21 protein-coding genes are annotated in these 21,844 nt (G+C 50.6%); 12 read left to right on the top strand and 9 right to left on the bottom strand.

Annotated features, from left to right (window positions below):
* Positions 1–184: 184 nt before the first annotated feature.
* From DA718_RS17755 to DA718_RS17715, 9 genes are all read left to right on the top strand, one after another.
* A complete protein-coding gene (locus DA718_RS17755; protein WP_112215223.1) occupies positions 185–877 on the top strand; it encodes a hypothetical protein in 693 nt (230 codons plus the stop codon).
* Positions 874–1,188, top strand: a complete 315-nt coding sequence (locus tag DA718_RS17750) for a hypothetical protein (RefSeq protein WP_112215222.1) — start codon at positions 874–876, stop codon at positions 1,186–1,188. The genes DA718_RS17755 and DA718_RS17750 overlap by 4 nt, the downstream gene beginning before the upstream one ends.
* Before the next feature lie 249 nt (positions 1,189–1,437).
* Complete coding sequence (gene cdiI / locus DA718_RS17745) at positions 1,438–1,785, top strand: ribonuclease toxin immunity protein CdiI (protein ID WP_112215221.1); 348 nt, start codon at positions 1,438–1,440, stop codon at positions 1,783–1,785.
* A gap of 114 nt (positions 1,786–1,899) precedes the next feature.
* Positions 1,900–2,208: a hypothetical protein gene (locus DA718_RS17740; protein ID WP_112215220.1), complete on the top strand. Its 309-nt coding sequence runs from the start codon at positions 1,900–1,902 to the stop codon at positions 2,206–2,208.
* A 1,365-nt stretch (positions 2,209–3,573) separates the two neighbouring features.
* Positions 3,574–3,867: a hypothetical protein gene (locus DA718_RS17735; protein WP_185928540.1), complete on the top strand. Its 294-nt coding sequence runs from the start codon at positions 3,574–3,576 to the stop codon at positions 3,865–3,867.
* Between the two features lie 16 nt (positions 3,868–3,883).
* Entirely contained in the window at positions 3,884–4,174 is a 291-nt protein-coding gene (locus tag DA718_RS17730; RefSeq protein ID WP_112215217.1) for a barstar family protein, read from the top strand.
* Positions 4,175–4,517: 343 nt separating this feature from the next.
* On the top strand, positions 4,518–4,877 hold the full coding sequence (locus tag DA718_RS17725; protein ID WP_112215216.1) for a hypothetical protein: 360 nt from the start codon (positions 4,518–4,520) through the stop codon (positions 4,875–4,877).
* Between the two features lie 77 nt (positions 4,878–4,954).
* The gene (locus DA718_RS17720; RefSeq protein WP_112215310.1) at positions 4,955–5,341 is read left to right on the top strand and encodes a hypothetical protein; all 387 of its coding nucleotides are present in this window, start codon (positions 4,955–4,957) and stop codon (positions 5,339–5,341) included.
* Between the two features lie 447 nt (positions 5,342–5,788).
* Complete coding sequence (locus tag DA718_RS17715; RefSeq protein ID WP_112215214.1) at positions 5,789–6,691, top strand: GGDEF domain-containing protein; 903 nt, start codon at positions 5,789–5,791, stop codon at positions 6,689–6,691.
* Positions 6,692–6,702: 11 nt separating this feature from the next.
* On the opposite strand, the gene DA718_RS17710 is transcribed toward DA718_RS17715, so the two are convergent.
* Positions 6,703–7,536 (bottom strand): helix-turn-helix transcriptional regulator, encoded by an 834-nt coding sequence (locus tag DA718_RS17710; RefSeq protein WP_112215213.1) that lies wholly within the window; start codon positions 7,534–7,536, stop codon positions 6,703–6,705.
* A 253-nt stretch (positions 7,537–7,789) separates the two neighbouring features.
* Here DA718_RS17710 and DA718_RS17705 point away from each other — a divergent pair, with 253 nt between their 5' ends.
* Positions 7,790–8,557 (top strand): phytanoyl-CoA dioxygenase family protein, encoded by a 768-nt coding sequence (locus DA718_RS17705; protein WP_112215212.1) that lies wholly within the window; start codon positions 7,790–7,792, stop codon positions 8,555–8,557.
* Positions 8,558–8,680: 123 nt separating this feature from the next.
* Here DA718_RS17705 and DA718_RS17700 read toward each other — a convergent pair whose 3' ends face one another.
* The 5 genes from DA718_RS17700 to DA718_RS17680 are packed head-to-tail and all read right to left on the bottom strand — an operon-like array spanning position 8,681 to position 13,643.
* Positions 8,681–9,022 (bottom strand): PTS fructose-like transporter subunit IIB, encoded by a 342-nt coding sequence (locus DA718_RS17700; protein ID WP_110277185.1) that lies wholly within the window; start codon positions 9,020–9,022, stop codon positions 8,681–8,683.
* A 15-nt stretch (positions 9,023–9,037) separates the two neighbouring features.
* Positions 9,038–9,913: a [formate-C-acetyltransferase]-activating enzyme gene (locus DA718_RS17695; protein WP_112215211.1), complete on the bottom strand. Its 876-nt coding sequence runs from the start codon at positions 9,911–9,913 to the stop codon at positions 9,038–9,040.
* Positions 9,879–12,176, bottom strand: coding sequence for a formate C-acetyltransferase (locus DA718_RS17690; RefSeq protein ID WP_112215210.1), 2,298 nt, complete (start codon positions 12,174–12,176; stop codon positions 9,879–9,881). The genes DA718_RS17695 and DA718_RS17690 overlap by 35 nt, the downstream gene beginning before the upstream one ends.
* 49 nt (positions 12,177–12,225) lie before the next feature.
* Positions 12,226–12,546, bottom strand: coding sequence for a PTS fructose-like transporter subunit IIB (locus tag DA718_RS17685; RefSeq protein WP_112215209.1), 321 nt, complete (start codon positions 12,544–12,546; stop codon positions 12,226–12,228).
* A 20-nt stretch (positions 12,547–12,566) separates the two neighbouring features.
* Positions 12,567–13,643 carry a PTS fructose transporter subunit EIIC gene (locus DA718_RS17680; RefSeq protein ID WP_112215208.1) on the bottom strand — a complete coding sequence of 359 codons (1,077 nt, stop codon included), beginning with the start codon at positions 13,641–13,643 and terminating at the stop codon, positions 12,567–12,569.
* Positions 13,644–13,950: 307 nt separating this feature from the next.
* Here DA718_RS17680 and ptsP point away from each other — a divergent pair, with 307 nt between their 5' ends.
* Complete coding sequence (gene ptsP / locus DA718_RS17675; RefSeq protein ID WP_112215207.1) at positions 13,951–16,452, top strand: phosphoenolpyruvate--protein phosphotransferase; 2,502 nt, start codon at positions 13,951–13,953, stop codon at positions 16,450–16,452.
* Positions 16,453–16,826: 374 nt separating this feature from the next.
* On the opposite strand, the gene DA718_RS17670 is transcribed toward ptsP, so the two are convergent.
* Complete coding sequence (locus DA718_RS17670) at positions 16,827–17,912, bottom strand: tartrate dehydrogenase (protein ID WP_112215206.1); 1,086 nt, start codon at positions 17,910–17,912, stop codon at positions 16,827–16,829.
* An 82-nt stretch (positions 17,913–17,994) separates the two neighbouring features.
* On the opposite strand from DA718_RS17670, the gene DA718_RS17665 reads away from it, so the two are divergent.
* Complete coding sequence (locus DA718_RS17665) at positions 17,995–18,972, top strand: LysR substrate-binding domain-containing protein (protein ID WP_167492791.1); 978 nt, start codon at positions 17,995–17,997, stop codon at positions 18,970–18,972.
* Here DA718_RS17665 and DA718_RS17660 read toward each other — a convergent pair.
* Both DA718_RS17660 and puuC read right to left on the bottom strand, forming a co-directional pair.
* On the bottom strand, positions 18,969–20,249 hold the full coding sequence (locus DA718_RS17660) for an NAD(P)/FAD-dependent oxidoreductase (protein ID WP_112215204.1): 1,281 nt from the start codon (positions 20,247–20,249) through the stop codon (positions 18,969–18,971). The two genes, DA718_RS17665 and DA718_RS17660, sit on opposite strands and share 4 nt — an antisense overlap.
* 2 nt (positions 20,250–20,251) lie before the next feature.
* Positions 20,252–21,739, bottom strand: coding sequence for an aldehyde dehydrogenase PuuC (gene puuC / locus DA718_RS17655; RefSeq protein ID WP_112215203.1), 1,488 nt, complete (start codon positions 21,737–21,739; stop codon positions 20,252–20,254).
* Positions 21,740–21,844 lie beyond the last annotated feature (105 nt).

The following is a 21,844-nucleotide window of genomic DNA, read 5'->3' as shown; positions in this document are numbered from 1 at the left end:
ATTTAATGATCGTGAGGGGTTAATTGCTAAAAGGGATCTGGAAAATAAGTGTTAACTTAGATGAGATATTGTTCATGCTGATTCGTATGGTTATATCTTGAGTGCAATCAATAATCTACGTTAATAACTTTGTTTTCGGTACCTGGAAAATTCTGCGCAGGCGATTGGTGCGTTTAAGGCTTTGATGCGTGAAGATGACGTCTGGTCTGCAATCACTAACAGCGTCAAGCAGAGTTATATAGCCCGTCTTGATGCCATGAAAGCCAGCTATCAAAAAGCAGGGGTGAATGGAGCCTATAGCGCTGGCCTGGAATTTGGTCAGTTGATGACTGAGGCTGCAACGTCGGTGCTGGGCGTTGCGGGGGCTGCCAAGTATGGCGCTAAACTCACGGTTAATGGGGTTAAGTCGCTTGAGAAGGCCGCTCGAAAGAATACAGGTGTTCATGCAGAGAAGGCTGCGTTGGACAGAATTGGGCAGAACGGTAAAAACACCAAAGATTTAAGTCTAAAAGATAGTAATTATGTATATTATCAACAGCTTATAAAAAATGCTGAAAACATATCAACTGCAAAACCCGGCCAGCAGATTACCGTGCCTCGGGATTTAAATGAACAAATAGTCTGGAACCAAGTAAAAAACAATCCTGAAGTAGGTACGAAATTAGATGGGATGAACAACGACTCTCGTTTTCCTGTGGAAGCTGGTTTCCAAAAAATGGAAATAAAACAGAAGCTTTCTGATGGGACAACTATTACCGTTCACTATCAGTATAACTTAACTACGAATAAAGCTTATGATATGAAGATTACGACTCCCCAACGAATCCAACAGGCCCCTAAGGGGGTGATAGATAGTATTAAGGATAGAATCAAATGAAGATTAGAGAAAATGATGGTGAAGTGGTCGATATTTATGCAGTTTATTTTATCGATGGCGATGTAAATTTTTTAGGTATGCCTAGAGGTTATGGCGGATTAGCAGCTTATTCTGCTAATAAAGTTGAAGTCATTGATGCTGAAATAAAAGATAAATGTGTTTATTTTAAAAATAACGGATACGGTATTTTTCATTGGGCCTTAATTAATGAGTGTCTATTAGATGAACTCCTGGAACTGGATGAGCAAGCGTATAAACGCTTTCTTGATATATTAAAAAAAGAAGGGAGAGTCACATCTGATTTTTATTAATTCAAATGATCATGGCTTTGTATCGGGATAGTTCGCTGTAACTGTAAATGTATTAAAGGTGATCGCTCAGGCGATCACCGAACTCGATAATAAAATGATTCATTGCTAGCTTGTGGCACAGAAATGCAATGTCTAAAAAAAATACATAGTATGAACAAAGTACAGGGGGAGTAACTTTTAGAGTATACTTGGATTCTGCAACAGACTTAGTTAGAAGCTTTCATCCTAAATAAAAAAGGGAGTTTTCAGATGAACGAATTATTTGGTCAGCCATATGATACTACTGAAGAAAATTGGGTTATTAAAGGGTATTTTGACAGGATGTATAGTGATGGGGATTTTGTCCGAGCGATAAGATTGCTTATCGAAAGGAATGCATTAAATACTGATGGTGCTTATTGTTGTTTTATTAATAATATTGAAAATGGGAGTGTGGAGGTTGAGTTTGCATGGGGGTACCCACCATCTGAAGAAGAAACAGTAGTTGTTAGCGAGGAAACATGTTTTGAATATTTAAAATTAGCTGCTAAGAAATATATACAACGGCATCCTGAAGACGTATGTATAGTTCAAGGGATTATTAGTAAGTTAGCATGACGTATTGATTGTGAGATGTGTGAGGTCGGTGTCTATATTTACGGCGCCGATCTTTTGATAATGAATTGATTAGAGAGTTCGCTGGCGTATTTGCTTCAAATCAGGTGACATAATATGAAAAAAACAGATGAATTTGAACGGTGGGAGAGAACGGTTGTTTTCCCATTTATACGTCAAAGGTTTGAGTATGCATCTTCAGCATGCCTTATATATCATATGATAGAACAGTACGAAGATATTTATACTTATCTTATTAACGGTGAAAAAATCATCAAGATAGAAATGTCCAGAGTTGATGGAGGTATTACCATTGATAATGTTAAATCTGTTTTGGAATATATTAAGGAAACGAAAGGGAGGGATTTTCAAGCATATTTAAAAGAATTACTCGAGTTATCTAATCGGGATGACTGTCAACTTTGAATTGTAATTTTGTCATTCTTGAGGAGAACAGATGTTATCAGATAAATATAAAAAACCGATGTTTATATTCTTGGTTCCCGGAATGCGGCGACGATCTTATAAATCCTGAACTTATTGACCTGACCAGAAAACTATCACCATACGGAAAGATTTTTCAATAATGTATAGGGACACTTACCATCCAAACTGATGGTGCATGGGTTTGGACTAGCGATGTGCATATTAAATGCATAACTACGGTGTATTATTGCCTCTGGAATGAAGTTTTTTGCTCCAAATATACTTGTATTGCTTGCGAAAAATATCTTCAATCTCATCTTGAGGAACGAGAGATAGTAGAAAAACACTCGTCAAAATTGACTAATTATAGTATTATTTTATATCAACTTAAGTGATTAATAAATGGATCTTAATATTATTCATAATGAATGTTTATGGAGTATAAATTCGACAGAGGTTTTCATGGTTTTGACCTGTCTTCTATTGGAGCAAAATAATGTCAAAGTTGAGATGTAAATGTGGGCATGTTATGGCTGTACACACAATGGAGGAGGGCTTTTTACATGATGTTGTCCCTCAAAAAAATATAATGGAGATTATTGGGTTATGGGAGGATATCAGGAAAAACAAATACCCTGATTTACTGACTAAACTATATGATAGGTCGGCAAAAGATGCGTATATATGCCCTTGCTGTGGGCGACTCTTGATAGAAAGTGAATTAGATCCAAATAAATTCGACTCATATGTTAAAGAAGTTGAGTAACAGAAAAATCCATCACTGTTACAGGAAGGGTATTAATCTGTAAGCGGTTTTTATGTCAAATTTTGCATGTCGCTGTGATTATGTAATGTGAAAAATATCAGCCTTGAGCAGGAAGGGACATAAAAGTATTGTTTGTGAGGATATACATACTTATCTGGGAGGATAAAATGGAATTATTATCTGAGTACTGTAGTCTGGAATTGTTATCGATAGATTATGACATGAATACAGGATTAATCAAATATCAGTTGAGTGGTGATGGTATTAATAGGGTTTTCCTGGCAAGAGCTTCTTGTGGGAATGAGATAAAGTGTATTACTTTTAAGAATGGTTTTGAGGAGTTTCTAATGTCATTAATGACTTTGTAGCCGAAAATATATTCAATATTGGGTGGGTTAACATGGGGTTATATCAATGGGGAAAATATATCTTTTCCTCAAAAGTTAATTTATTGACTTCAGTGGATGTCTATTTTAGTATAAAATCAAAAAAGATGGAGGATTATTCATGGTGAGTTCCAATGGAATTGGAATGAGTTGGTATAGTAAATATTTATGCGGTTTAATTTATAGATGAAATGAAAGTAGGGTAATAGAACTATGAATGTTAATGACTTTAAAAATAAAATAGAACCTACTCTCCCTGAGTATTTGTTTGAGTACAGTTTCTTTTCTGATGGTGATTTTGGAGATCTGGATCGTGTCGAGTTTAAAGGTCATCAGAAAATAGGCGCAGTGGAATTTTGGTCAAAAGGTTATGTTGGTATTGATATTTATGATATTCAACTTGATGATCAAATATTTAACATATTGATTAGCCCTGAGGAAGAACCATCGGAAGCTATAGAAAGGCTGATGAAAATTCTATATGATATAAAAATTAATAACAATTAAAACGACAGTATTAAATATGAACGAGTTTGTTTTAGATGGTGGAAAAATAGATTCCGAAGCTGATTTTCATCGCAAGATTTCTGTATTGTTAAATTTTGGTGATTATTATGGTAGCAATCTTGATGCGTTATGGGACAGGCTAAGTACAGATGTAGAAAGGCCAGTAAAAATCATTTGGTTACATTCTGAATTATCAAGGTTCGTTCTCAGAGAGTCTTTTGATAAAATTATAATGATTTTCGAGAGGATTAAACAACGAGATATTCAGTTCGGCTGGAATGAAAGGTTTGACTATATGTTAAAGTAAAAGAGATTACGTTATCGAGTCAGAAACTTTGCTTAGATTCTACCCCGGTAATTTATATCAAACTCTGTTTACGAGCGAGAACCTGAACTTCAGATAGTTTTACTAAGTTGACTCGCGGTAAAACCTCTTGTTTTGAGACGCTATCTTCTGCTACAAGTGAGCGTTATATCAGAGGATTGATATGGGAAGAATAATTTGAATAGATACTTTTACAAGTATTATGATAGTTCTTGCTGATATGTAAGAAATCCTGCCAGGGAGAATAAAATGAAGTTGATAGGTTCACGTACTGAGGGTATAAAAAGATGAAAGTTGATAAGCTCGGAAATGAGTGTTAAAGGAAATGAGGAAATTAAAGAAAGTTGGATTTTACAGAGAACTGCCTCATGGTGACGAGAATGGTGATTCTTTAATCAGTTCAATAAATAATGGCACATATATTAATCTATCAAAGGTTTTAGGTTATCTTGAACATGGGCATTTGTTGATGGTCGCTCCTGCCGTCCTTACAGATTTATTGTCTGAAGAACAAAAATATATAGGAACGCTTACCATCAAAACTGATGGTGCATGGGCTTGGTCAGGCGATCTTGCCTATTATATACAGCACTACGGTTTATCTTTGCCTGAGGATTTTTTACATCATATGGAAAATAGGGACTGGAATATCGTTGACGTAGATATAAATAATTTAATACTATGACATTCCTGCTCCTTGTCATCGATATGTCGGTGGATACTAAATGCAGAGGAAATTATTGTTCCCTAAGATTGATAAAAATGATACTGAAAATTAAATTTCCAGATAACTTAATTACCGGAGTGCTCTCAAAGCAAAAAAATATACCATGTAGAGTTCAGGTTTCTGATAAATTTGAGATTATGTTTTTTACAGTTATTCCTGATACACTTGGTGTTGTCTATGATTGGGACCGAGAACTCTTTGAGGAACGAGCCATGGCAGGAGCGGGAGGTTTGTATACCCATTACGAACCTGCACTAATAACTTTAAACCAGGAAAGTGATGACATATATGAGATTGTTGAACTGTCTTTATTTTATAATGATTTTGGATGGTGTCCTGTAATACAAAATGGAGCATATGCCCCTCCAGTTAATTTTTGGGATTCTGATGACGAGGATCCTGATTATGTTCTTGGTTCTTAATCAGGAAGAATATCTCAACCATTGGAGCTGTGATGAATTGCCGATTTTTACATGGTCTCTTTGGTTTTGAAAGGGGCCTGATACAATAACAATCTCAAATTAAATTTTTGATAGGGTGAATCTTAGGTGATCTCCTACAAACATCACTTCGATAATAATCTCATATAATACCCAACCTACCAAACCTGGAAACCACCTCCCGCAGTGCCAAAAAATCCTCCCAACCCGCACTGATAGCTAAATCCCTATCAGGAGAACCCTATACCATCCGCGGCACTGACTTCGTCGCCATGGATTGGTAGTACGTTGGAAAATTCCGCGGGGTCAGTCCACTCTCTCTTTCGCTGATATCCCCCATTTACGGGCAATGCGCCTTTAAAGTTCGCTCGAACACCGTTGGCTGGTATGCTTAACACATGGTAAGCCACGTTGTTGAGAGACCTACCCATGCCTGAACGCGAAAAAAATATCAATATCCAACCCCCTTCCACTATTTCCCGAACGCATTTTCTTCCCGCACTGCTGACGATCGTTGCCGTATCCGGCCTGTGTGCATTTGTATCGCCGCCGCTGGGGCCCTGGAGCGTGATTTTGTCTAATCCTGGAATGTATATCGACTTGTTGGCGCTGCTTTTTCTGCTGTTTATATTGTGGAGTTCGACCAAAGTGCGCATGAACCACGTGGCGGTTAACTGGGTACGCTACGGGCTGCTGCTGTGGATTGCCGGGGGCACGTTTGACCTGATGGACGAAATCTTCCGCCAGCCGCGCTGGATGGGCTACTACTGTGAAGATCTCTTGCGCCTGTCCGGGATGCTGCTGACCGCTATTGGGATCTACAAAATCATTGAACGTATCAATCTTCTGTACGTCGATGCGCGTTCTCAATCGCTGAAGGATGAGCTGACCCAGTTGCCAAACCGTCGCTTTTTTATCGACACCATTCGTGAGAAAGAGGGACATTCGCTGGCGCTAATGATTGTCGATATCGACTACTTTAAGAAAATTAATGATACCTATGGGCATCTGGTGGGGGATGAAGTGTTGTTTGCCCTTGGTAAGCAGCTGGCAAAGCTCACCAGCGATAAGGTGTTGCCATCGAGGATCGGCGGAGAAGAGTTCGCCATTATTGTTGATGGTCTGTCGGCGCAGGAAGTTGATGAACTGGCGCAGTCAATTTTGCAAAACGCCCGCGCAATCCTGATTAATCACGATAATCCGCTGTCGGTAAGCATTGGTGTTGGCCTGCGCAATCAGGATGAACCGCAGAATGAGTTTATTAAAAAGGTCGATGGCGCGCTCTACAAGGCGAAAAATAACGGTCGCGGGCGCGTGGAGTGGGCCGCATAGCGCGGCCTGAATCATCCCTGCTGTGCGCTGCGGCAGTGGCGGCGATATTCGGAAGGCGAGCGTTCGGTGTAGCGTTTGAACACCCGACAGAAATAGTTGCTGTCGACGAATCCGCAGTTATGGGCGATCTCTTTTACTTTCAGATCGTAGCCGCGCAGCAGCTTTTTCGCTTTCTCAAGGCGCACGCTGGTGAGGAATTCGTTGAAGCCGACGGAACCTGATTTCTGGAAAATATGTGAAAGATAGTTAGGCGTGATATGAAAGCGTTTCGCTACCGACTCGCGGGTCAGGGGTTGGCTGAGATGTTCTTCCAGATAATCCTGCACCGCCATAAACAGATCGCGGCTGCGGCTGACCCGCATCTCCAGGCCAACCAGTTGCTCAAGGCAGTGGCTTAAGAGCGCAGAGACCACCAGCCTGGCGGTCACCGGGTCAGGCTGTAAGCAGATTTCATTGAGCGACAACAGCAGATAAGAACCCACGCGCGGCCCCAGGCGGGCAACGTTCTGCTTCTCGGTTCTCAACTGCTTGCCGTCCCAGTACTGCACGCAAAATCCGAGCTTCTGGCGACCAAACAGGATGCTTAGCGTTGATGCCGGCCCGGTCCATTCCGGCAACGTCCATTTACCCGCCTGAACGTAGAGCACCTGTGAGGCGGATAATACCGGTTCCGACAGCGGTAGCCCGCTTTCCTTGAGTTCACCCTCCAGCACAATCTCCAGTCGCGGGAAGGGGACTTTAAACGCCAGCTCAGGTTCGGAGATATCCGGCTCTGGAAATCTGACGTGCAGATTATCCTTCTGATTTACTAAGCGATTTAAAGTATCTGCCAGATCGTCAATCATGCCGTAAGCCTTAGAAGAGAACCAATATCCTGTTGATTATAATCTATTTTATCAACACTGATTTGTTCTGCATCAGCCCGGTTGGTTATTGATAGCTCCGGAATAGACTGAAAAAACGCTGGATTTTGATAGCCATCACACTTTTTCCTGCCGCGTACGCTTGTCCAGTTTTTCGTAGTTTTGGCCTCATGTATTCCCGGTCGGCACAGATTAGAGTTTGTTTTGTGTTATCGATAAGTTAAGGAATATAAATATGGAACAACAATCTGCGGTTTATCTGAATGCGCTGGGGGCTAACATCGCGCTGTCCTCGAAAATGAAACAGGAGCTGGATACCCTGGGTTATACCGTTGTGCATAACGTGGCGGACCCGGAATGGCTGGAGGCGATGCGTACGCTTATCGATGCTATCGTCGAAAAAGAGGGCGATAACCTGGCGATTGAGCATCATCAGGAAGCGACGGCAACGCGCATTGCCAATCTGATTAATAAAGGGGTGGTTTGGGAGAAAGTCTGGTCCCATCCGCTGGTCCTTTCTGCCTGCCAGTATATTTTTCAGGGTGATTTTAAAGTCTCCAGCCTGAACGCGCGGGAAGCGCTGTTTAACGGCGGCCACCAGCCGCTGCATGCGGACTGGAAAAAACCGCGTCCGGATTTCCCGAAAGTACATCTGGTTAATGCTATCTGGGCTATTGATGATTTAAGTGCGGAAAACGGCGCACCGCGCATTATTCCTGGAACGCACCACCGACCTGAGCTGCCGGAAGAGGTGTTGGATAATCCAGAGCTGACGCATCCTGATGAAGTGGTGTTTGCCGCTCCGGCTGGCAGCGTAATGATTTACAACGCCCATGCCTGGCACGGCGGGACGCGCAATCGTATCGGCAGCAGAAGACGCGTATTGCACAGTTTGTATATCGACCGCGAAGATACGGCGCAGCAGGATCAGCAGCGCTGGCTGACGCCGGAAACCGCCAGCCGCCTGACGCCTGCGCAGAAATGGCTGCTGGGCGTGGAGTAAATCTGAAATTGTTGAGCACGTTGTTCCCGGAGGCGGTGCTGCGCACCTGTCCGGGCTACAGAATCGCTGAGCACCGGTAGCCCGGACAGGCGCGTTAAGCGCCGCTTCCGGGATTTCCCTCACTCAAGGGATCTCAATATAAACCACCGGCTTTTTCATAATGCATTTCACCGCTTCGACAATCTGCTGCGGCTGCAACAAGAAGGTTTTGATGCTGGTCTTAATGGTGCGGATGCCGCTAAAACGCTTGGCATCGTCGATTTCAATATCCGTCACCAGCAGAACGACATCGACATGGGCAATATCGTCCGCCGTGATTTTATTCTCCACCCCCAACGCTCCTTGCGTTTCAATCTTGATATTCCATTTCTCATGGTGGCCGACCTTTTCCAGGCGCTCGGCTGCCATATAAGTGTGAGCGACGCCGCTTACGCAGGCCGTTACGGCAACGATATTGAAATCCATAGCATCCTCCAGGCGTTATCCGCCGATGGTCACGCTAAAACCGGCCTGTTCAGCCAGCGTCTTGAATGGTTGAATCTCAGATTCTTCAGGTGCTTTAATCATCGACATCGACCATGTTTTTCCCAGTAAGTGATATTTTGGTTCGCCGTATTGATGGAACGGCAGAAGATGAATTTCTGGCAGCTTAAAAGGGGCTAAAAACGCCAGGATCTGGCGGAAATTCTCTTCATTAAGCGTAAAACCCGGAATTAACGGCACCCGAGGAATGACGTGAATATTGGCTTCCACCAGGCGGGTGAAATTATCCAGCACCCGCGGCATATTCATTAGCAACTGCCCTCTGGCCTGCGCTTCATCCATAATTTTTAGATCAAATAAAACTTCATCACACTCTTTCGCCAGCGGGTAAAAACGGCTGAATGCGGTATCGCCAGCCGTTTCAATCGCGGTTCTGATCCCCCACTCGCGTAAGCGGCGCAGAAGACGAGTGGCAAACTCAGCCTGCATTAGCACTTCGCCGCCCGACAGGGTGACGCCGCCGCCGGAGGCGCGGAAGAAGACCTCGTCTTTTAGCACTTCCTTCAGCAGATTATCCAGCGTGACGTCGCGACCAATTTGCTCCCACGCGCCGGAAGGGCACTCGACAACATCCTGCTGGCAGCGGGAACAGTGCAGGCATTTGCTCTCCCGGCGCACGGTCTGGATTTTCGGCGAGATCGACTCCGGGTTGGCGCACCACGGACAAGTATGCGGGCAACCTTTAAAAAAAACGACGGTGCGGATCCCCTGACCGTCATTCAAAGAGTAGCGCTGGATGTTAAAAATGCGCGCCTTATCGGCGCGCGTTTCCATCACCTCACAGCTGATGCGCGGTGCGGCGGATAATGTCATCCTGAATCTCCTGCGACAGCTCGACAAAGAAGGCGCTGTAGCCCGCGACGCGCACTACCAGGCCGGCAAAATCCTGCGGCCGCTGCTGGGCTTCGCGCAGCGTGTCGGCGTTGACCACGTTGAACTGAATATGTTGTAGCTTTAGCTTGGTGAAGGCCTGTAAAAAATCGGCCAGCTTGTTCAGTCCGCCGTCACCGGCAAGCGTCGCCGGAGTGAATTTGACGTTCAGCAGCGTGCCGTTGGACAGCAGATAGTTATCCAGCTTGCTCACCGACTTGAGCACTGCGGTCGGCCCCTGTGAATCCTGACCGACCATCGGCGACAGTCCGCCGTCCGCCAGCTGTTCCCCGGCCAGACGGCCATCCGGGGTCGCGCCAACCACTGAACCCAGCGGCACGTGGGCAGATACGGTATATGAACCCGGCGTGAAGTGGCCGCCGCGCGGGTTCTGGTACTGTTCAACCTCTTTGCAGTAGAAACGCAGCAGATCGGCGCTGATGTTGTCCACTTCGTCGATATCGTTACCGTATTTCTCAAAGCGGTTGATCAGGCGGGCGCGGATTTTCTCGCCTTCCGGCGTCTGGAAGTTAGCTTTTAGCACCGCAATCAGTTCGGCAAAGCTCAGACGCTGTTGCTCAAACACCATCCCTTTGAGCGCGTGCAGCGAATCGCTCAGGTTAGCGATGCCGATACCTTGCACCCCGGAGAAGTTATAGCGCGCGCCGCCTTCGGTAATATCTTTGCCGTGCTGCACGCAATCTTCAATAAATGAGGAGAGCAGGGGAACCGGTGCCCAATCGCGGTGGCCGATATCGCAAATGTTGCTGCCTTCGACCATCAGCTTAATGTAGTAGCGGATCTTGTCGCGGATCTGGTTGATCAGCCCATCCCAGGTGATGTCAGGATTGCTTTCGTTCTCCAGCATCACGATTTCCATCACCTTCAGCAGGTTGAACATCGCGATATCGTGCAGACCGTAGGTGCGTCCAGGGATCGACAGCTCAACGCAGCCGACCACCGAGTAATCCCGCGCGTCTTCCAGAGACACGCCGCGGTTGAGAAACGCCGGGATCACCACTTCATCATTAAAGATTTGCGGAATGCCGGTGCCGAGGCGAATGGTCTCTGCGGTTTTGCGCAGGAAAGGGCGGTCGATCAGTTCATTAACCCGCACGCCGAGGTTCGGCTGCGGCAAGCGCACGTTCTGATAGGCATCGAGGGACAAAAACGACAGGATATTCACCGCGCTGCGCCCGGTCTCGGTCAGGCCGCCGAGCAGGGCAGTATAGCCTGTCGGGAAGCCCGCAAAGTAGCGTGCGCTGCTGGTTGAACGCAGCAGAACGATATCGTTGCACTTCACCCACAGAGATTCCAGCAGCTCTTTAAGGAACTGCGGGTCCTGGCCGCGATTCAGCGACGCCTGATAATACGGCAGCATGTACTGGTCAAAGCGCCCCAGCGAAATGGAGCTGGCGTTGGATTCATATTGCAAAATGATATTCATATACCAGAAGAGCTGGCTGGCCTGCCAGAAATCCTCCGGGCGATGCACCGCGTTATGGCGGGAAATTTCGGCGATGGTTTCCAGCTCTTTACGCCGCTGTTCATCAACGCAGTTGGCGGCCATTTCATCGGCCAGCGCCGCATAGCGCAGAATATGGCGCTGGGAAGCTTCCAGCAGGATCAGCACCGCCTGATAGAAGCTGTTTTGCGGATGCTGTTTGTTTACCGTTTTCAGCTCCGCCACCAGCGCGGCGAGGCCGTTTTCCAGCAGGCGAGGGTAGTCAATAATGATATGCCCCTGGCCCTTATCGGTCTGGTTAACGCTAAAAATCTGCGTGCTGACGGCGGTTTTCACTTCATCCGTCATCTGGCTGTTGATGAAGTCCTTCATCGAGCGGTTTTCCCAGTACGGGAACAGCTCTTCACGATAGATACGTTTGTCTTCTTCACTAATGTTGAAGCGGTCCTGCGGGCGGGTCGGGAACTGATCCAGCTCTTTGAGCAGCCAGTAGGGGTCCATTTCTGGGGAGACTATCCCGGCGCGCGGTTTAATCGTCCGGTTACCGGCGATCAGTTCGTCATCACGAATCGAAATCTGTACGTGGTCGAGGACCCATTCGGTCGCTTTCGCCCGGCGGATCATCACCGGCTCCCCCTCCGTCTGCTTATGGCTTGCGGTATAGAGCAGGGCGCGTTCGAGGGAGATCTCGCGTGGGTTAGCGAACAAACGGTCTTTTAAACGTTGAGTGCGATTGGTCATGACAAACTCCATTTTTTTGGCGGAGCGCAGAACGCGCCCCGCTATTTATTCAGGCATTCTGAGAAAGGTGGCTGTCGATTTTGTTCATAATGGTTTCGGCGCGCTTAACGGCGTCGCTGATATTGACGCGCACAATGGTTTTCCCGGCAAAACGCTCTTCGAACTTGATGCCGATATCTTTGGTCAGGATAACCATATCGGCGCTGGCAACGTCTTCCGCCGTCAGTTCATTCTCAATGCCGATGGAGCCCTGAGTCTCGACTTTGACCTGCCAGCCTTTGGCTTTAGCGGCGCTTTCCAGCGACTCAGCGGCCATATAGGTATGTGCGACGCCAGACGGGCAAGCGGTAACGGCGATAATTTTGGTCATAAAATATTCCTTCCAGTTTTTCAGTTAATTTCGAAATCAAGATCCATCTCGTCATCGGCTTTGGCGTCTGACGTTTTCTTCTTGGCAAGGGCTTTGAGCAGGATGACGCAGGCTGCGCTAACGATGGCGCCAACCGCGAGACCCGCGATGAAGCCGAATTTACCTTCAACGACCGGCAGAACGATCAGTCCACCCCAACCGGCGTAGCACTGCGCACCGAGCAGCGCGGCGGTCACGCAGCCAGCGGCGGCGCCAATCATGTTGGCCGGGATCACGCGCAGCGGGTCGGCGGCGGCGAAAGGAATCGCGCCTTCGGTGACGCCAACGCATCCCATGACCAGCGCGGCTTTACCGGTTTCGCGCTCTTCAGCGGAGAAGTATTTACGACCAATCAGCGTTGCCAGCCCCATGCCCAGCGGCGGTACGGCGATGCCAACGGCAGCAATCGCGACGACGCTGTAAACACCTTGCGAAACGCAAATCAACATAAAGGCGTAGGCCACTTTGTTTACTGGCCCGCCCATGTCGAAAGCCAGCATCAGGCCCATAATGATCGCCAGCACGACGATGCTGCCTTCGCGCATCCCTTGCAGCCAGCCGGTTAAGCTGGCGGTCAGCGCGCCAATCGGCTCACCAAGGCCCCACATCATGATCCCGGCGGTAATAAAGGTGCCGATAATCGGGATAACAAAGATAGGCATCACCGAGCGCAGGACTTTGTGAACCGGGATTTTCTTCAGGTAGTAGACCACCAGGCCGCCAATCATCCCGGCGATCAGCGCGCCGAAGAAACCGGCACCAAAGCTGTTGCCGACCCAGGCACCAATAGCGCAGGGGGCCAGCGCCGCGCGGTCGGCAATGGAGTAGCCGATATAGGCCGCCAGGAACGGCACCATTAACGTCAGACCGGCCACGCCGATATCAAACAGTTTTTTCAGATTAGGATCGGTGGCAACATCGGGCACTGCGCCCTTGCCGTACAACATGACGGAGACGGCCAGCAATATTCCTCCGGACACGACAAAAGGGATCATATGTGAAACCCCGGTCATGAGGTGCTGGCGTGTATTTTTTAGTATTTGCACCAGTTCGTTCATTGTTTTCTCCTGAGCCTGTGCGGCTCGTGACTGAGTTGATGCATCAACCTTAGAAAAAGGGCGGCTTATAAAACAGTAGAGAAAAAGTGCATTTACTGGATATTTGTAAGGCGAGAAGAAAATTGCGATCCACCTCAAATCTTAGTCCTGTGGGGTTTTTAAGCTATTTAGCTGGCGTATTTGTGACGGTGAGCATAAAAAAGATCCGTGCATACAAATATCCAGTAATTGCCAGTTTTGTCGCGTAGTGGCTGGCGGATTCTTTCTTTACTTTTGAGGCAATAACGCATTGTTCAGGAGGAAGACGATGGCTCTGGTAATTGAATTCATATGTGATTTGCCCAACGGCGTACATGCGCGTCCGGCAAGTCTGGTAGAAACGCTGTGTAATACTTTTTCGTCTTCGGTCGAATGGTTGAATACCCGCAGCGAAGGGCGCGGGAATGCGAAAAGCGCGCTGGCGATTATTGGTACCAACACCATTAAGGGGGATAGCTGTCAGCTGATCATCAGTGGTCAGGATGAGCAGCAGGCGTTTGACGCGCTGTCGGCCTTTATCACCGATGAGTTTCCGCACTGCGATGCGCCGCTGCCGACGGTCGATCAAATGGACGTTCAGCCGGTTCCGGAATCACTCTCTCGTCTCAACCCCACCTTGTTTCATGCGTTGCCGGTTTGCGCCGGGAGCGCGGGCGGCAGGCTCACCCACCTTAAATCGCTGGATCTGCGCGACTTAGGCACGCTGCCGGCGGCGAAAAATATTGAACAAGAGCAGGCGTCGCTGGATAACGGGTTGATGCTGCTGGTGAAAAATATTGAGTTCCGTCTGCTGGATAACGACGGCACCGCCAGCGCGATCCTTGAAGCGCATCGTTCTTTAGCGACCGATGCCTCGCTGCGCCAGCATCTGCTTGGCGGCCTGCTGACCGGCCTGAGCTGCGCTGAAGCAGTGGTGGCGACCAGCGAACATTTCTGCGCCCAGTTTAGTGCTTCTGGCAACAGCTATTTGCAGGAGCGCGTGCTGGACGTTCGCGACGTCTGCTTCCAGCTGCTACAGCATATCTACGGCGAATCGCGCTTCCCGGTACCGGGCAAGCTGACGGAAGAGTCTATCTGTCTGGCTGATGAGTTAACCCCCAGCCAGTTCCTCGAACTGGATAAAACGCTGCTCAAAGGACTGCTACTGCGCAGCGGCGGAACCACTTCGCACACCGTGATCCTCGCGCGCTCATTCAATATTCCGACCCTGGTGGGCGTCGATATGGATGCGCTGCTGCCGTGGGTTGATCAGCGAGTGCAGATTGACGGTAACGCCGGTTTAGTGGTGGTGAAACCCGATGAAGCCGTCGCGCGCTACTATCAGCAGGAAGCGTGGGTGCAGGAGCAAATTCGCCGTCAGCAGCAGACCTGGCTGGATAAAGAAGGGCGCACGGAAGACGGCATTCGTCTGGAAGTGGCGGCGAACATTGCCCACTCGGTAGAGGCAATGGCGGCATTTAACAACGGCGCACAGTCGGTAGGGCTGTTCCGCACTGAAATGCTCTATATGGACCGCCCAAGCGCGCCGTCGGAAAATGAACTTTACAACATCTTCTGCCAGGCGCTGGAACCGGCCAACGGGCGCAGCATTATTATTCGCACCATGGATATTGGTGGCGACAAGCCGGTGGCCTATCTCAATATCCCGGCGGAGAACAACCCGTTCCTTGGCTATCGCGCGGTGCGTATTTACGAAGAATATCAGGCGCTGTTCCGTACCCAACTGCGGGCAATTTTGCGCGCTTCGGCGCACGGTTCGCTGAAAATCATGATCCCGATGATTTCATCAATGGAAGAAATTCTGTGGGTCAAAGAGCAGCTGGCGGATGCTAAACAGTCGCTGCGCAGCGAGCATATTCCGTTTGATGAGAAAATCCCGCTGGGCATTATGCTCGAAGTGCCTTCGGTGATGTTTATTATCGACCAATGCTGCGAAGAGATTGATTTCTTTAGTATTGGTAGTAACGATCTGACCCAGTATCTGCTGGCGGTGGATCGTGATAACGCTAAGGTAACGCGTCACTACAATAGCCTTAACCCGGCATTTTTACGCGCGCTGGATTATGCGGTTCAGGCGGTACATCGTCAGGGGAAATGGATTGGCCTGTGCGGCGAGCTGGGAGCTAAAGGTTCAGTGCTGCCGCTGCTGGTAGGGCTGGGGCTGGATGAGCTGAGCATGAGCGCGCCGTCGATTCCGGCGACCAAAGCGCGTCTGGCGCAACTTGATAGCCGTGCCTGCCGTCAGCTGCTTAATCAGGCGATGCAGTGCCGTACTTCACTTGAAGTGGAGCATCTGCTGGCCCAGTTCCGCATGACCCAGCAGGATGCGCCGCTGATTAGCGCCCAGTGCATTACGCTGAACAGCGACTGGCGCAGCAAAGAAGAAGTGATTAAGGGCATGACCGATAACCTGCTGCTGGCCGGGCGCTGCCGCTACCCGCGCAAGCTGGAGGCCGACCTGTGGGCCCGCGAAGCCGTGTTCTCCACCGGTTTAGGATTTAGCTTCGCCATTCCGCACAGCAAATCGGAGCATATCGAACAGTCGACCATCAGCGTTGCCCGTCTGGCGCAGCCGGTAGTCTGGGGCGACGATGAGGCGCAGTTTGTCATTATGCTGACGCTGAACAAGCACTCAGCTGGCGATCAGCATATGCGTATTTTCTCGCGTCTGGCCCGGCGCATTATGCATGAGGAATTCCGCAAGGCGCTGGTGACAGCGGAGAGCAGCGAGGCGATTGCGACGCTGTTGCAGCGCGAGCTGGAGCTGTAGTTCGGGCCGGAGAATCTCCCCGGTGGCGCTGTGCTTACCGGGGCTACGTGTTTCCAGCCGTCTATGATTTTGTAGCCCGGACAGGCGCGTCAAGCGCCGCCTCCGGGGAAAATCACCGGTAGCGGCAAATATCTTTCTGAAACAACAGAACTTGCAGCGATGCCCTGGCCCCCGCTGAAATCGGCGAACCGGGAGGTGAGCGCAGTGCGCAGCACCGATTTCTTTGCGGGACCGTGGGGATTGTAAAGGGGAGACGGTTTTCTCCCCCTTTACCCGTTCACGTTCGACGGAAATACATTTTCTGCGGGATAGCGGTGAACGGAATCCGTATACATTCCCGGAGGCGGCGCTTGACGCGCCTGTCCGGGCTACTTTTATCCGGCAATGGCCCGACAAATCGCTTCGCCCACCTGCTGGGTGGAAGCGGTACCTTTCATATCCGGCGTTTTCGGCCCGCTGGCGATGGTCTGCTCAATCGCCGCCAGAATGCCGTCATGAGCGGCCTGATAGCGTTCATCCCCGTTACCGAGGAAATCGAGCATCATCGCCCCGGCCCAGATGGTAGCGATAGGATTGGCAATATTTTTGCCGTAGATATCCGGCGCTGAACCGTGGACCGCTTCAAACAGCGACGGGAAGGTACGCTCGGGATTGAGATTCGCCGACGGAGCAATGCCGATGGTGCCGGTACAGGCTGGGCCAAGATCGGAGAGGATATCGCCGAACAGGTTTGAGCCGACCACCACGTCAAAACGCTCCGGCTGCAGTACAAAGCGAGCGCACAGAATATCAATATGCTGCTTATCCCACTTCACCTCCGGGTAGTGCTGCGCCATCGCTTCCACGCGCTCATCCCAAAAAGGCATACTGATGGCAAGGCCGTTGGATTTGGTCGCTGAAGTTAACGTTTTGCGCGGGCGGCTTTGCGCCAGCTCAAAGGCGTAGCGCAGGATCCGATCAACGCCGCGGCGGGTAAACACCGACTCCTGAATCACCACTTCATGTTCGGTGCCCGGATTCACATGTCCGCCGAGGGCAGAATACTCCCCTTCGGTATTCTCGCGCACCACGTAAAAATCGATATCGCCAGGCTGCTTACCCGCCAGCGGGCAGGGGACGCCGGGAAACAGGCGCACCGGGCGCAGGTTGACGTACTGGTCAAACTCACGGCGGAACTTCAGCAGCGAACCCCAAAGCGAAATGTGATCCGGCACGATATCCGGCCAGCCCACCGCGCCGAAGTAGATAGCATCAAACTCTTGCAACTGCGTGTGCCAGTCGTCGGGCATCATTTTGCCGTGTTGCGCATAGTAATCGCAGCTGGCCCACTCAAAGTGCTCGAAGCTTAACGCCAGCCCCCAGCGTTCAGCGGCGGCCTGCAGTACGCGAATGCCCTCAGGCAGCACTTCTTTTCCGATGCCATCGCCGGGGATGGCGGCAATACGTAAGGTTTTATTCATTGTTGTTCTCAGTTTGCGGTAAGGGAAATTGACTTCACCTCTATCCTATAATTGACTGATTCATAATTAATCCCGTCAACTGGTGAAACATAAAACACGAATCATGAATAATCTGCCGCTGCTGAACGATTTACGCGTCTTTATGCTGGTCGCCCGCCGCGCCGGTTTTGCCGCCGCCGCTGAAGAGTTGGGCGTTTCTCCGGCTTTTGTCAGCAAGCGGGTGTCGTTGCTTGAGCAGACGCTCAACGTCCAGCTACTGCACCGTACCACCCGGCGGGTCGCCATTACCGAGGAGGGCGAACGCATTTACGAATGGGGGCAGCGCATTTTGCAGGATGTCGATCAGATGATGGACGAGCTGTCCGATGTGCGTCAGGTGCCGCAGGGGACGCTGCGCATTATCAGCAGCTTCGGCTTTGGCCGTCAGGTTGTCGCCCCGGCGCTGTCCGAGCTGGCCCGCCGGTATCCGCAGCTGGAGATCCGTTTTGACGTCGCTGACCGGCTGGTGGATTTAGCCAATGAGGGGGTCGATCTGGATATTCGCGTCGGCGACGATATTGCCCCCAATCTGATTGCCCGCCAGCTTGCCACTAACCAGCGCATTCTCTGCGCCTCGCCGGAATTTGTGGCTCGTCATTCGCGACCAAAGCAGCTTAGCGATCTTGCTGCACTGCCTTGCCTGGTGATTAAAGAGCGTGACAGGCCATTTGGCGTCTGGCAACTGCACGATAAAGAGGGGGAGCATGCGATTAAAGTGACCGGTCCGCTGTCGTCAAACCACGGTGAAATTGTTCATCAATGGTGCCTGGACGGGCAGGGGATCGCCCTGCGTTCGTGGTGGGACGTGAGTGAAAATATCGCCAGCGGAAATCTGGTGCACCTGCTGCCGGAATACTATCAGCACGCCAATATCTGGGCGGTGTACGTGTCGCGACTGGCGACCTCGGCAAAGATTCGTACCACCGTGGAGTTTTTGCGCCACTATTTCCAGCAGCGCTTCCCGCAGCAATACGACGAGGCAAAATTGCCGACGGCAGGCACCGTCGGTCGAGGGGATTAAACGCCGAGTCTGTCGCGCAGACTGTAGTAGGCCGCGCCCATAGCGGTAAACGGAATGCGCAGGCTGCGCCCGCCGGGGAACGGGTAGTGCGGCAGCTTAGCGAAGGCGTCGAAGCGTTCGGCGTCACCGCGCAGCAGCTCTGAAATCAGTCGTCCGGCGAGGTGGGTACAGGTGACGCCATGGCCGCTGTAACCCTGCATATAGTAGATATTGTTATCGAGACGACCAAACTGCGGCATCCGCGAGAGGGTCAGCAGGAAGTTGCCGGTCCAGCGGTAGTCGATTTTCACCCCTTGCAACTGTGGGAAGGTTTTCAGCAGCTTCGGCATTATCAGCCGCTCTACGTCGTCCGGGTCGCGCGCGCCGTACACCACGCCTCCGCCGTACAGCAGGCGATTATCGGCGGTCAGACGATAGTAATCCAGCAGATAGTTACAATCTTCTACGCAGTAGTTTTTCGGGATCAACGAACGTGCCAGATCCTCAGACAGCGGTGCGGTAGTGACGACCTGGGTGCCGCAGGGCATGCTGCGCTTCGCCAGCTCCGGCTCGACTTTATCGCCGAGATAGGCGTTACCGGCGACAATCACGTAGCGAGCGGTAACCTGACCGCGTTCGGTGGTCACCACCGCCGGGCTGGTGTGCTGAATACGGGTGACCGGCGATTGCTCGTAAACCCGACCGCCGTTCAGCCTAATGGCGTCCGCTTCGCCGATCGCCAGATTCAGCGGATGGATATGGCCGCCGCTATGGTCCAGCAGCGCGCCGGTATAGCGGTCGCTGTCCACTTCGCGACGTATAGCGCTGGCATCCAGCAGCTCCAGTTGGGTATTGCCGTAGCGCTCCCAGTTCTCTTTCTGCTCTTCGAGCGTCTCCAACTGTTTATGATTCAGCGCGACAAACAGGCCGCCGGGGCGATAGTCGCACTGGATTTGATAGCGCTGGATGCGCTCGCGGATAATATTGCCGCCTTCAAACATCATGCTGCCGAGCATTTTCGCCGCGTCCGGGCCGTAGGTTTTCTCGATAACGTCGATATCGCGGCTGTAGGAGTTAACCAACTGACCGCCGTTGCGCCCGCTGGCGCCGAAGCCGATGCGCGCACCTTCCAGCAGCACCACATCGTAGCCCATTTCGGCCAAATGCAGCGCTGAAGAGAGTCCGGTATAGCCGCCGCCAACGATGCAGACGTCGCAGCTTATCGATTCGTCCAGCGTTGGAAACGGTTCATAGCGATTGGCGCTGGCGGCGTAATAACTGGTGGTATGTTCGGTCATGATTAAGCCTCCAGGGCAATCCAGATAGTTTTCAGTTCGGTGAATTTTTCCATTGCGTGCAGGGACTTATCACGTCCGTTGCCGCTCTGCTTGTAGCCGCCAAAAGGCACGGTCATATCGCCATCGTTATAGTTATTCACGAAGACGGAGCCGGCTTTCAGGCGTCGGCTGACGCGATGGGCGCGGGAAAGATCGCGGGTCCAGACCGCTGCGCCTAGGCCGTAGCGGCTGTCGTTAGCAAGCTTCACGGCCTGTTCTTCGGTTTTAAAACGGGTCACCACCAGCACCGGGCCGAAGATCTCTTCCTGACTGAGAGGAGATGCGGGGTCGACGTCGACAAAAATGGTCGGGCCGACCGCTGCTGGCCATGGGTTTTTGCGCCCATCCAGCAGCAGCGTGCTGTGTGCTTCCCCGGCGCGGATAAAGCTGTGGACGCTGTCGGCGTGGCTGTTGTCGATAAGCATACCCATGGTGGTATTCGGGTCGAGCGGGTTGCCCGGCTGCCAGCCTTTTGCTTGCTCTTTTAACAACTCGAGAAACTTGTCGGCGATGCTCTCTTCCAGCAGCAGGCGGGTTCCGGCAATACAGACCTGGCCCTGATTGTAAAAAATACCGCCCGCGGTGGTATTGACCGCTTTTTGTAGGTCCGGACAGTCGGCAAAGACGATATTGGCGCTTTTGCCGCCCGCCTCCAGCCAGACGCGCTTCATATTGCTGTCGCCTGCATCTTTCAGCAGCTGCTTGCCGGTGCGGGTAGAGCCGGTGAAAGTGATGACTTCAACATCCGGATGCTGCGCCAGTGCCTGACCGGCTTCATGGCCGAAACCACTGACCACGTTGAGCACCCCATCCGGCAGCCCGGCCTCTTTCGCCAGGCCCGCCAGACGTAGAGCGGTAAGCGGGGATTTTTCGGAAGGTTTGAGAACCATGCTGTTTCCGGCGGCCAGCGCCGGGCCAAGCTTCCAGCAGGCCAGCAGCAGCGGGAAGTTCCACGGAACTACCGCCGCAATCACGCCAATCGGCTCGCGAACGATCATCGCCAGTTCGTTGATACTGGTAGGCGCGACTTCGCCGTACACTTTATCAATGGCTTCGGCGTACCAGCGAATCGCACGGGCGGCACCGGGAATATCATCGCGCAGGCTGTGGCGAATCGGTTTGCCGGTATCCAGGGTTTCCAGCAGCGCCAGCTCTTCACGGTGAGCTTCCATTAGATCGGCGAATTTATTTAGCACTGCTTTGCGTTGAGAAGGGGACGCCTGCGACCAGTCGCCGTTCTCGAATACGCTGCGGGCGGCCTGCACCGCACGATCAACGTCGGCTTTTTTGCCGCGAGCAACTTCGGCGAGCGTCTGCTGCGCGGCAGGATCATTGGTTTCAAAAACGCTATTATCGGCGGCGGCGCTGTATTCACCGTTAATAAATAAGCGCGTCTCAATAACGAGCATTTTTGCTTTTTCTTGCCAGTAAGCCAGGTTGTGAAAATCCATCATGACTCCTTAATAACGTAATCGGGAAAATATAAAAGTTTGGCTATTTCTGACCCTCAGGACGCAGGGCGTCCCCGGGATTGAGTACCGTTTAAATTGCCTATT

It is taken from the genome of Klebsiella huaxiensis (assembly GCF_003261575.2).
Taxonomy (GTDB): Bacteria; Pseudomonadota; Gammaproteobacteria; order Enterobacterales; family Enterobacteriaceae; genus Klebsiella; species Klebsiella huaxiensis.
This window is presented reverse-complemented; position numbering and strand designations above follow the sequence as displayed.